This window comes from Streptococcus porci DSM 23759 (genome assembly GCF_000423765.1).
GTDB classification, from domain to species: Bacteria; Bacillota; Bacilli; order Lactobacillales; family Streptococcaceae; genus Streptococcus; species Streptococcus porci.
In genome coordinates this window covers 59656-72246 of record NZ_AUIP01000008.1, presented here as the reverse complement: position 1 = coordinate 72246, position 12591 = coordinate 59656, and the positions used below count along the sequence as shown (strand labels likewise).

Sequence of the window (12591 nt, the reverse complement as noted above, 5' to 3'; positions counted from 1 at the left end):
ACTCCCTTATTTGTAATAGCTGAAATGCTTCTCAGCTTGTCTGGACAAGAGGGTAGCAATTCCGACCATCAACAGGTAAATAGCACCAGCATAAAACATCGGCATAAGACTAACCTGACGATTCGAGGCCGTTTGACTGACACGGAAAAGCTCCGTAATCCCTACAACATGTACCAAAGATGTGTCTTTAACCAAGGTAATCACTTCGTTGAAGACGCTAGGAAGAACAATTTTTGTCACTTGAGGCAAGATGATGTAACGAATGGTTTGAAGGGGTTTAAACTTCAAAACTTTAGCTGCTTCGTATTGCCCCTTGGGGATAGAAGCAATCCCCCCACGGAAGATTTCAGCAAAATAGGCTGCGTAGTTGACCGTAAAAGCGAGAATGGCAGATGGAATCCTATCCAAAGTGATACCGATTTTCGGTAGTACAAAGAAAAAGAATATCAACTGCAAGAGAAGTGGGGTACCACGAATAATCCAGATGTACAGATGGAGAAACCACTCCAAAGGTTTAAACTTAATTTGCATTAAAAATGCGACAATAATTCCCAAAGGAATTGACAAGACAAGAACCACTACAAAGATTTGCAGAGTAATCTGAGCACCCTCCCAGAGTCTGGGCAGGAGCGTCAAAAAATCGGACATGGTTTCCTCCTTCTATGGTAAATACAAACCTCCAGATGGAGGGCTTATTCACTCTATATTCAACGGCTTTTATGTACCGTATATAAGAGCAGTATGTGTATGATTATAACAAATTTTCTGAATTTTTGAAACAAATTTGGTGGGAAAAAATGAAAAAACTTGGCTTTATCCAAGTTTCTCCAAACTTTTCGGCACTGACTGAATAGATTCAGATAACAAATCTACTTTTATCAATTTAAAACGAAAACTTATACTTTTTTTACAAATTCAGATTTTAGTTTCATAGCACCAAAACCATCAATTTTACAATCAATATTATGGTCTCCCTCAACCAAACGAATCCCTTTCACACGGGTTCCTTGCTTGATATCTTTTGGGGCACCTTTAACTTTTAGATCCTTGATAACGGTGATCGTATCGCCATCAGCAAGGCGAGTTCCGTTACTATCAAGAACGACAAGCCCTTCTTCCACAACTTCGTTTGGATCCCACTCGTAGGCACATTCAGGACAAACTAGGAGGATGCCATCCTCATAGACGTATTCAGAGTTACATTTCGGGCAGTTTGGTAAATTCATTAGTATTTCCTTCCTTATTCTTCCATCTATTTTACTGTAAAATGGCAGAGCAGACAAGCGACTCCTCTATTTTGAAAATTATTCAACGGTTACAGACTTAGCGAGATTACGTGGTTTATCTACATCAAGTCCTCGTTGAAGTGTCGCATAGTAAGCAATCAACTGAGTCGGCACAACCATCGCAATAGATGACAGATATGGGTGGACTGTTGATACCTTAATATCATCTTCTTCACGGGCTAAAGCCTCATCAACAATCGTTAAGACACTTGCACCACGCGCTGCCACTTCTTGGATATTGCCACGTGTATGAGCTGCCAGAGTTTCATTATTTGAGATAAGAGCAAGAACTGGCACACCATCTTCAATTAGCGAGATAGTACCGTGTTTAAGCTCACCTGCAGCGAATCCTTCACACTGGATATAAGAGATTTCTTTCAGCTTAAGCGACGCTTCCATTGCCACATAGTAGTCATTGCCACGACCAATGTAAAAAGCGTTACGCGTATCTTTTAGAAGACCTGCTACTTTTGATTCAATCACCTCTTTCTCAGAGAGAGTTGCTTCAATTGATTGGGCAACGATAGACAACTCGTGAACCAAATCAAAAGCTTTCGCTTTGCTATTACCATTAGCCTCTCCGACAGCCTTAGCTAAAATAGCAAGTGTCGCAATTTGAGCTGTGTAAGCTTTGGTTGAAGCTACGGCAATCTCTGGGCCAGCGTGTAAAAGCATCGTATGACTCGCTTCACGTGAAAGAGTGGATCCAGGGACATTAGTCACCGTCAAACTTGGTATCCCCATCTGATTAGCCTTTACTAATACCTGACGACTGTCCGCTGTCTCACCCGATTGACTGATAAAGATAAAGAGTGGCTTAGAGCTGAGCAGAGGTTGATTGTAGCCCCACTCAGACGCAATTCCAAGTTCTACTGGCCTATCAGTCATTTCTTCAAAGAAACTTTTTGCAGCAAAACCAGCGTGGTAAGACGTCCCAGCAGCAATGATATAAAGACGATCAGCCTCTTGAACTGCTCGAATGATATTCTCATCTACAACAATTTGACCCTTTTCATCAGTATATGCTGAAATCAGCTTGCGCATAACCGTTGGTTGCTCATCAATTTCTTTTAACATGTAGTAAGGATATGTCCCCTTACCGATATCCGAAAGGTCAAGCTCCGCTATATAACTAGCACGTTCAAGTGGATTTCCAGCATAGTCTTGCACTAAAATGCTGTCTTTTTTGACAACAACTAACTCTTTATCGTGAATTTCCATGTACTCAGAGGTCTCACGAATCATAGCCATAGCATCTGAGCAAACCATATTATAACCATCACCCAACCCGATAAGAAGAGGAGATTTATTTTTAGCGACATAAATGGTATCACAGTCCTCAGCATCCATCAAAGCAAAGGCATAAGACCCTTCGATAATGCCAAGCGCTTTACGGAAAGCTTCAAGAACTGACAGTCCCTCTTCAGCCAATTTCCCAATCAAATGCACAACAATCTCTGTATCGGTTTGACCTTTTAGGTCGTGACCAGTCAGGTATTCTGCTTTGATTTCTGCGAAATTTTCAATCACACCATTGTGAACAAGCGTAAAACGGCCTGTTTGTGATTGATGTGGATGGGCATTAATTTCAGATGGTTTTCCGTGTGTTGCCCAGCGTGTATGTCCAATACCTGCTGTTCCAGAAACATCAATGCCTAATTTGCTACGAAGGTCTGCAATACGTCCAACTGACTTAATCAAACGCGAACCTCTATTACCAGCTACGTAGATTCCTGCTGAATCATAGCCCCGATATTCTAATTTTTCAAGTCCTTGCATTAGGATATCTGTCGCATTTTTATTGCCAACAACCCCAACAATTCCACACATAGATTTTTCCTCACTTAAAATTGGTATAGTTCAATTATTTCTCTAAAAGATTGACTATTCCAGTATAATCTTTTACATTTTCCTTGTCAAATATAAAATTGGTATAGTTCAATACGAAATAGGAGTTCAGCCCATAAAAAGTTTTTTTCAGAAAAGCCCTCATAACACCGTAACTAAAACCAGATAATCTAGCGACAGGAGTCAATCACTATTTTTTTCATTGCAACAAAAGAGACAGAAACACGATTGCTTCTGTCTCTTGAAAGATTTGGAGTATGAGCCACATAGACAAGCTTAAGCTCGAACCATGACATGAAAAAACTATAATTTCAGAAAAGTTTAAAAAGTGACTTATCCTCCAATCTGAGAATAGAGGTGTGACTATTCCACTTTTACAAAACCAAAATCGTTTAGTGGCAACAATCTAAAGGTCACAACGCCCCTAAGTTGTGATTTTTTGATAAGACCAAAGCTTCTGCTATCTTGGGTATTCTGACGGTTATCATTTAAAATCAAAAACTGATTCTCTGGAATAACAGCCATATTAGTACCGGTCAAGCTAGCTAAGGTGAAGTCCGCTGTAAAAGGATTGTCCACAGGTTGCGAATCAGAATGAGCTCCGCGCAATCCATCCAAATAAGACTGACTTTCTACCTGATTATTAAGGTAGAAAATATCATCCATGTAAACGGGAACATCTCCTTCTTTAGCCACAACTCGCCCCATATATTCGGTTCCATCAACTTCATAGAGCACAAAATCTCTGTAATCAGGACTAGATAACTTGGTGGCAACCACAAAATCATTTGACTTCAAGTAAGTATTTGACTGACTTTCAGTCACTGTGTGGGGCTCAAAAACAAAAATACGCAAACCAACTGCCAATAAGAAGGCAATTATAATCAGAAAAATTGTCGTTATTAAATCACGTTTAACCATCCGCGCCTCCTTACCTTTTTATGAAACTATTATACCATTTTTTCGGAAAAATTTATTAGCTGAGTTTCTAAAAAATTTTCTTCCGCACGTTGTCAAGTTAAGTGCAACAAGTTCATTGATAGCTAGAGTTCCAGAGGTTAAGATGTTTGGGCTAGCCCAAACAGAAATTTTGAGGATTGATACTGAAGAAGTCGTCTTGGGCGCTCATTGATGGCAGTGATATATTTTTCCAGTTCTTCAGAGGTTAGTGAATTAAGTGAGACTCCTTTAGGAACATATTCTCTGAGGAGGCCATTGAAGTTCTCGTTTGTGCCTCTCTCATGTGAAGAATAGGGATGTGCAAAGTAAACATCAACAGCTTCCAAATCTGAGAGTGAACTAAACTCAGAACCATTATCTGCTGTGATGGATGCAATAGGATACAGACTGGTGAGATGCCTTACAGCACTATTAATGGTGTGGGACTGTTTGTCTTCTAGCTTAACGCCCAGTGCATAGCGTGTCTGGCGCTCTGCCAAAGTCAAAATAACAGCTTCACCTTTGGTTTTCTTGCCAAGAACTAAATCAATCTCCCAATGCCCAAATTCAGAACGGTCTTTGATAGATTCTGGACGTTCTTCAATGGATTTTCCTAAGATTTTCTTCGTAACCTTAGGCCTTACTTTAGACCGTTTTCGGATGCACACCATCTTAGGTAAATCAATCGGTTTAACCCCCAACAGTCCGTCTTTGATGTAACGATACACTGTCTTGGTGGAAGGGATAACTTCCAGTGGATGTTTTTCTCGGTAAGTTTGAACAAAGCTATCGACACTGTGACAACGAGGTTTCATTTTCAGGGCTTTCTCAAGTTCCTTGAAGAAGGTCCGGGAGCAGTACGATAGTTTATGATAGGCACTTTTTCGACGATTGGTTTCATAAACACGTTGACCACTATCTGGAAAGTAAACCGTTGAGTAGATTCGTTTCCCGTTCTTATCTTGAACCTGAGAAACACTTCCTCGTTTGATTTCACGACTGATGGTTGAGCGATGACGCCCAAGCAGACGAGCAATCTCATAGGGGGGGTGCCCATCTTGAGATAGGCGCTGATTTCTCCGCGTTCAGAGGTTGAAAGGTGTGAATATAACGATTTTTTGGTAGAATGATTAGTGGACATGTTCATCTGCTTTCTATACTGAGTTGGGGAATTCTAGTATATCAAACGAACATGTCTTTTTTGTTGCACTTCATTTTACAACGCGGGATTTTTAATATGATACTTGCTTAACTAAAATCCATTAAATTCAAAGCACAGCTTTTTAGCTATGCCGTACATTCAATCTCTCAAGTAAATTCCTATATTAATCTTAGTCCACTTGCCTTTTTGGGTTTTCTCTTGGATTTTGCCGATGAGGAGTTTTCCAGCATCCATGAGACGGGCAAAGATGATGTTATCTTTTTTAGGGACATAGCCGATTTTCTGCCCCACTTGGGTTCGAATCATAATGGCTTCCGCATCATAGGGATTATTGGGTTCTCTAAAAAAGACTAACTCTACGCCAATCGTCAAGTCAGGCTCAATAGCTTCAAAATCCTTGATATGCATAACACCTGCGACATAGGTATCAAAGAGGAAGATATCCCGTTCAAATGGCAGAGCAAAATCCACTTCACTACCTTTTTGGTGAAAAAGGCTGACCAGATCATTTCCCTTGTCTAACTTCTGTAAGTCCATCTAGCGTAACAACTCCTTGATTCTCTTTTCGTAAGTTTCTTTTACTATGACAAAATCTGCCTTGGCATTCTTCAGCATTTCCTGACGCTCCGCTACCCATTTCTCATCCTGCAAAAGATCTTTGTAAATGTAGGGATAGTTAGACTTGATGTCTTCAATCTGCGCCTCTAATTGCTGGATCTGTACTTTCAACTGCTCAATCCGCTTCTTCAAGAGCGTATGGCTACCGAGAGTCTCACCATTTCCTCTATCCACTAGCAAATCATAAATCATCCGAACAGTCTCTAAATCAGCTGCCTCGTAGGCTGCCAAGGCTGCATGAAAGAGTTTCAATTCCTCAGCCGAAATATCGGGATGCAAATCTGGGTGAAGCCACTTGATAATCTGGCGGTAGTAATGCTTTAATTCCTTGGTCTCGTCCTCCGTCAAAGCCGTATACTGACTACGCTCAATCGCTTTAGCAATCTCCTCAAACTGCACCTTCAAGCGCTCCATGTACTCTTTTAATTCCTCATCCAAAAGACGTTCAATCTCATATAAATAAACCGTCTCTTGACGATTCTTCGAGGCCTGAAGCAATTCACATTTCCTTTTTGCCCGCAGGTAATCGCACTGCGCCTGAAAAACCTCATACTCCAAACGACCAATTTTGAGCATGAAGTCCATCTCAATATTCTTACAAACATGGAGCAATAGGTCGTCTCGCTCAGACAGCAAGGCAGCTAGATGCACTTTTAACTCAGCCAACTCCTCCTCGAGACTCCCCTGACTCGCCAAACGTATGATTGCTTCTGACATAGGTTACCTCTTGGGGTGTTTCTTAAGATTATTATAGCAAAAACCACAGCCTATTGACTGTGGAAATTTAAACAAAATTACTGTTTCGCAATCCAACCAATGGCATCTTGTGGTGGATTATCTGTATCTATCCAAATGAATTCAATCCCTATTTGACCATTTTTAAACTTGGTCAAACGAATCCCATTGATTTGGAGTTCTTCTAATTTCTCACCCGTTAAAATCTCACGCTCTTTTAACTGGAATACACCACGTAAAATCCATTCTCCAAGAATCTCTTGCCTTTCTGTTGATTGAATCGCTTTTCCTGATTCTTGATTGATATAAGCCTTGATGACATCACCTGATGATAGAAATTTCAGATCAAAAGTCCGATTCTCTTTAGGAAGAGCTAGTTTCTTAGTCCCTTTTTCAAAAGTACCAGCATTAATACCAAAGAAATGTGGATGTGCATCATGGAAATTTTTAGAATCAGGAAGAGGAATATAGACTTCACTAACTGGACGATAAACTAACTTTTCAATATCTTTTTCTAAACCACCTACACCTAATTCTTTAACAAAATCAAGCAATTCTGCCCTGCGTTGTTTCATCTGAACTTTTTCATCTTTAGTTGTCCATTTTTTGAGCAAAATCTCTTCCAAACAAAGAGTGACAAAAGCACGTTCCTCAGGTTCCAAAGAGTTCTGATATTTTTCTATTAATCGAGCAATTCGTTGAATCCTGTCTTTTTTAGCTAATTTTGAACCACCATCAAAAGCATTAAAACCTGAACTCTCCTCTACTTGTCCATGGTTATCTGTGATAACCCATGAAACAGTCTCAAGGACTTCTGATTCTTCTCTGGTACCTGTCAATAAATGCAACTGTTCAAAAATGGTAAAAGGGTCTTCAATGTAGGTCACATCCCATGTATCGACCACAATATCCTTATTATTAAAAGTCATGTGTAACTGACTATCCGCAGCGGTATATTTATAGGTATGGCGTCCATCTGTAAAGCGGAAATTAGTAGGATTATTAATACTTGTCGCTCCTAAAACATCAAGATTCTCAATATCTATCGGTAAATAGGAGGTCTCTCCTACAAAGATTTGTGGTGCCTGACCTTTTGAAGTCGGCATAAGAACATGGTAGACAGAATCAACTGAAATATCATCAGACTTAAATCCTCTAATTTGTGCTTTAGATGATTCAATCCTTTGGTTGCGCAGTTGGGCAATTTTTAGGGCTAGTACTTGATAGCGCTCCTTGTTAGCTTCATCTGCACTTTCTTTATCTGGGGAAATTTCTGCATAGAATCTGATTTCATTTAAAAGTTCTGTCCAACTTTGTGAATCTTTCTTGAACTGGGCAACTTTTTGGTCACCAGAATTAATCCCAAAAGACTTGATACCAACTAAATATTTATGCTTGTCATCAACCACAACGGAAGCGTCATAGGAAGTATTGGCAATGTCCTCACCTACCGCATGAAAGGCTTTTTGAAAAACAGTTTCTTGAAATTTAGAATTGACAATTGGAGCAACATAATTTGTATCATTTTGGTCGGCTGTCTCAGCCTTTTGAGAGAAGGCCTCGCTCAGACTAGCAAAGTTGGTAATTAAGGTCTTATACTTTTCTTTGTGCTCGACTTTTAGTTTATCCCACATATCTATCCCTCACTTGTAATTAAGTATAGTATATCAAAAAGAGATTAGTTTTTCACTAACCTCTTATTTATCTATTCGTTAATTGATACTATAAAATTCTAAATGACCGCCTTTTTTTACTAGACGCAGGTAATCCTCGTCAGATAAAATGCCCAAACCGTCATTGTAAGAACCAATCTTTGCTTCTGCTTCTTCATAACTAGAAGCAAAATCTTTCACGTATGATTTACCTTCAAATTGACCGTTCATTTTGGTATAGATAATGGCGTACTTCCCGCCTCTATCTAACTGTGACTGTCCTTTTGTTTCCATTGCTTCTACAATCTTCTCCGCAATGCGCTTGATAACAGGAACCACCACACTATTGCCTGCCTGCTTATACAGTTGACCATTAGAAACATTCTCTGGAAGTTTAAAGTTTTTTGGATAACCTTGAACGTTAAAGGTTTCTTTCGGTGTCAATTTACGAATTTCTCCAGTGTCTGTCAAGATGAGGGGGACATTGTGCCCTCCAGTTCCCATATTAGCTGTCAGAGTTGGCACGACACCATTTTTATTTTCTCTTACGTATTGGCGTCTCCATTGATAGACTGTTTCTTGACTGATAACAGCCTCTTTCAACTGGTCAAAGAAGGGCTGTTTCCCTTGACGATAATAGTAATTCTCCTCTAGTTTTGCCCCAAAATCAATAACATCTTGAAGACCAGTGGTCAGCTTGATTTCCTCTGGAAACTCAAATCGGTCGTAGGCTTCCTTGTTATCAAAACCAACAATGTAGATCCGCTCACGATTTTGCGGGATATTGCCGTAATCCTTGCCGTTCAAGACCTTCCACTTGATAAAGTAGTTGTTCTCCGTCAAGGCTTCACGGATAACCTTGAAAGTGTTCCCGTGGTCATGAGAAACCATGTTTTTCACATTCTCGACAAAAATCGCCTTGGGCTTTTTGGCTTCAATCATACGAAGCAACTCAAAGAAAAGGTCGCCGCGGTCATCTTCAAAACCCTTGCGATAACCTGCAATACTAAAGGCCTGACAAGGAAAACCTCCGACAATCACATCGACTGTTTCCGAAGGAATTTCCTCTGGCAATACTGCGTGAATATCACGCCCGTCCAGATAAGTATCTGGGTAATTCAACTGATAAGTCTGTCTGGCATACTTATCAAACTCGTTGGCATACACCACTCTGAACTCGTTGGTCTGCTCAAAGCCCAACTCAATTCCACCAACACCAGAAAAGAATGCTGCAATAGCAAACTTCCCCTGCTGGCGTGAACTTACAGAATTTGTCATGTAAGCACCTGCTTTCTTACAATATTTACTAAACTAGTATACCATGGAATATCCAAAAATCAGCAATCTAAGTAACTTACGATTAACTATAAAAGCATCTACAACTACCTACTACTTAGGCAGTTGTAGAGACTCATTGCCTAGACACCTAACTAATTTTGGAACAATTTCACTGATATATTTCCGTTCAAGGTCTAAACTATCTTCATACATAAATAATTCAACTCCTGTACGAGAATCTTTAGAATAGATATAATAGCCTCTATTTTGCTCCGAATCAAATTTTTCTTCAGAGTGTGCTAATAGATTTCTCTTATCGACAAGCTCTAACCAAGAATCTTTTATTTTTTGTTTTGCAGGGTCCATAAAGCGCACTCTTCTGAAAAATTCTCTGACAAGCCATCTGTATTCCTTTTCTTCAACGTTTCTAATATACTGGGAATCTTTAATATGATTGCACAATTTCTCACGAAGAGCATGCTCTAACTTTGCATTTTCAAACATAAATCTTCCCCGAATAGCATTCAGTTCATCCCACCTACAAAGAATAACATCAATAGCTTCCTGAAAATGATTCTCTTCATTACTATCTCCTGCTGAAAAGAATGTAAAGTTAGAAAAAATATTAATATTTTTTTCCTTAACCACTTCAATTATTTCTTTTTTGATTGTCGAGTACTCATTGTTCGAATAGAGTATCACAAATTGCTTATAGCCATTTGCCTCACGAATTTTTTCAAGATATGTTAGACCTGTTTCCTTGTTATCTAGGTTAAAATCTGATATAAAGAAATCGTATCTTTTTACTGATGACAACTCTCTTTCCGCTTCAACAAAAGAAGAACATTCTTTAACTACCGCTCGATACCCTTTATCTTCCAAAATTCCACTTACAATTTCTTTCCTCTCTTCGTGAGCGCTCGAACTAAGTTCATCATCTAACCACAAAATATTAATATCCTGTCTCACAACTACTCCTTCCTAAATTCAATTTTAAAATCTACAAAATCATTCTCAATTTCTGATACAGATATTGTCCAACCAAAATCACTACAAATCTGTTGACAGATGTACATCCCTAAGCCTGTTCCTCGTCGTTTAGAAGTGACCCCCAATTTAAAGATATCATTTACAGGTTTAATCTCAATCGGTCCGGTATCTGAAATTATATGCATCGCAGTATTATCCTCTTCAAAATGAAATACTATGTTCTTAGCACGCCTATCTTGTGCATTTATTAATAGATTATCTATCAATGTTCCAAAATCATAAATATTTATTTTTTGTTTGACAGTCCCACTTCCAAGGACTAATTTTACTTTGGATGCATCTTCGAATGTATTCTCAATATAACTTTGCAAATAAGATTTTATCTCTATGGTTTCTAATTTACTGTAGGTTTCAAAATTTATTCTGAGTATCTGTTTCTTAATTGATGATAATTTATCAGAGGTTCTCCTTATTTTATATATAGGCTCTGAAAATTTTTCTTGCTCGTTTTCATCCATTAAACGTATCATTTTACGCAACGTTCCATTCAACTCACGACTAACTTTTCCAAGCTCATGAAATAGCATATCCTGCCTTGCAGGTTTAGCTCCTTCAATAATCTTTTCTTTTATTTTTACCTCATTCTTTAGTCGAGCATTCTCTTTCTCAACTTGCTTTTTCTCTTTTTTTACCTCACGATTTTCTCTAGTTAATGCTTTAGTTGAATGCTCTACACTTTTTCGGATTTCTTGTTTTTCTGCCGAACTTAATTTTTCATCATTAAGAAGCTGAATTTTTCTTTCTAATGGTTGAGCTATCTTCGGCAATTCATAGTATTGAGGCTCAACTGTAAAATTATATTTCTTAAATCTATTTGTTAACTTTTCAACCGCATGCTGATCATCAATTCCTATTTCGTCTATTTCACTATTTCCAAACTTAACTAATTGAACATAGGACTCAAGCGGTCGCTGAATAAACTCCATATATAATTCTTCGAAAGCAACTGTATAAGCATTTGTAACAAATCCTCTATCACGGGAAGTTACTTCGTTAAAGTGATTTTCCGAATCAGTAATATTAATCCAACCTAGCAATTCTCGATGTCCTAAATAACGATTATACCCCTGCGTTTTACGCAAGTTAAGTCCAAAGGCATCGTAATCAATTTCACCGTATGGAAAAATTCTAAAATTATTTTTATATAAGAAGATGGAACCGTAATTTTTAGGTTCTGTCCCCATAATTCGTGTAAAATTATGTTTTGCAGCTGTACTCAAATAATATATTTTAAAGTAAACATTCTTTAATATAGTTGAATTTTCAAATTTAAAAGAGTAGATAACTTTCTCTTTATCCAATAAAGAAATACTAATTTCTCTTTCTTCAATAGTACATTCTGTGTAGATTGTTTTTCTATCCAATATCGTAGCAATGTCATTGCTAACATCTACATCTAGTTCTGCAATACCTGTACTTGAAGAATGATACTTTACATTAATCTTTATTTTCCCATCATCTACAAATGGGTTAACCAAACGTTGTAAAGCAGAAACTACTTTATTAACTCTCTCCTTTGTCCAATCATCACGCAAGTCTGTAATTTTTAAGATAGTCCCACTCTTTGTTGTAATTTTCTCCTTTACCTCACTACCCGAACGAAAACTAACTTCCATTTTTTCAAACTCATCTAGAGAATTTTTTTCAAACTCCCCCCAATCAATTATTAATTCGCTTATCTCATTTTCTTTTTTAGTAAATAGGGTTAACTTACTCCCTAGACGATCACAGGAAAATCGTCCAATTCCCTTTGAACCCGCATAAACACGATCGCTATCTTTTTTTTCAGAATGAGCTACAAATAACCACTTGTTTTCAATATCATAGCGACTCATCCCTTTTCCATTATCTTGGATTATTATTGAATTTTCATAGCTATTTATAATTAGATTGATTTCGGTTGCATCCGCATCATAGCCATTTTTTACTAATTCGAAGATTGCCACTAATTCATTTGTAATCAGATCACGACCAATAATATCTTTCAATCCAGAACTTACTTTGAAATGTAGTTTTTCCATGA

General features: G+C 38.2%; 10 protein-coding genes and 1 pseudogene. All 11 read right to left on the bottom strand.

Annotated features, from left to right (window positions below):
• Positions 1-6: 6 nt before the first annotated feature.
• The 11 genes and pseudogenes from G576_RS0103380 to G576_RS0103325 all read right to left on the bottom strand — a co-directional run bounded on the left by G576_RS0103380 (position 7) and on the right by G576_RS0103325 (position 12589).
• Complete coding sequence (locus G576_RS0103380; RefSeq protein WP_027973395.1) at positions 7-648, bottom strand: amino acid ABC transporter permease; 642 nt, start codon at positions 646-648, stop codon at positions 7-9.
• A 248-nt stretch (positions 649-896) separates the two neighbouring features.
• Positions 897-1226, bottom strand: coding sequence for a zinc ribbon domain-containing protein YjdM (locus tag G576_RS0103370; RefSeq protein WP_027973394.1), 330 nt, complete (start codon positions 1224-1226; stop codon positions 897-899).
• A gap of 78 nt (positions 1227-1304) precedes the next feature.
• Positions 1305-3116 carry a glutamine--fructose-6-phosphate transaminase (isomerizing) gene (gene glmS / locus G576_RS0103365; RefSeq protein ID WP_027973393.1) on the bottom strand — a complete coding sequence of 604 codons (1812 nt, stop codon included), beginning with the start codon at positions 3114-3116 and terminating at the stop codon, positions 1305-1307.
• A 381-nt stretch (positions 3117-3497) separates the two neighbouring features.
• Positions 3498-4055, bottom strand: coding sequence for a signal peptidase I (gene lepB, locus G576_RS0103360; RefSeq protein ID WP_027973392.1), 558 nt, complete (start codon positions 4053-4055; stop codon positions 3498-3500).
• 137 nt (positions 4056-4192) lie between these two features.
• A pseudogene (locus G576_RS12195) lies at positions 4193-5214 on the bottom strand (IS30 family transposase).
• A 159-nt stretch (positions 5215-5373) separates the two neighbouring features.
• The gene (locus G576_RS0103350) at positions 5374-5772 is read right to left on the bottom strand and encodes an HIRAN domain-containing protein (protein WP_027973391.1); all 399 of its coding nucleotides are present in this window, start codon (positions 5770-5772) and stop codon (positions 5374-5376) included.
• Positions 5773-6570 (bottom strand): hypothetical protein, encoded by a 798-nt coding sequence (locus G576_RS12190; protein ID WP_051177968.1) that lies wholly within the window; start codon positions 6568-6570, stop codon positions 5773-5775. It lies immediately after the preceding gene.
• A gap of 77 nt (positions 6571-6647) precedes the next feature.
• Entirely contained in the window at positions 6648-8222 is a 1575-nt protein-coding gene (locus G576_RS0103340) for a hypothetical protein (RefSeq protein WP_027973390.1), read from the bottom strand.
• A gap of 78 nt (positions 8223-8300) precedes the next feature.
• Complete coding sequence (locus G576_RS0103335) at positions 8301-9518, bottom strand: DNA cytosine methyltransferase (protein ID WP_027973389.1); 1218 nt, start codon at positions 9516-9518, stop codon at positions 8301-8303.
• 111 nt (positions 9519-9629) lie between these two features.
• The gene (locus G576_RS0103330; protein WP_027973388.1) at positions 9630-10487 is read right to left on the bottom strand and encodes a type 1 periplasmic-binding domain-containing protein; all 858 of its coding nucleotides are present in this window, start codon (positions 10485-10487) and stop codon (positions 9630-9632) included.
• A gap of 2 nt (positions 10488-10489) precedes the next feature.
• Positions 10490-12589, bottom strand: a complete 2100-nt coding sequence (locus G576_RS0103325; protein ID WP_027973387.1) for a sensor histidine kinase — start codon at positions 12587-12589, stop codon at positions 10490-10492.
• Positions 12590-12591 lie beyond the last annotated feature (2 nt).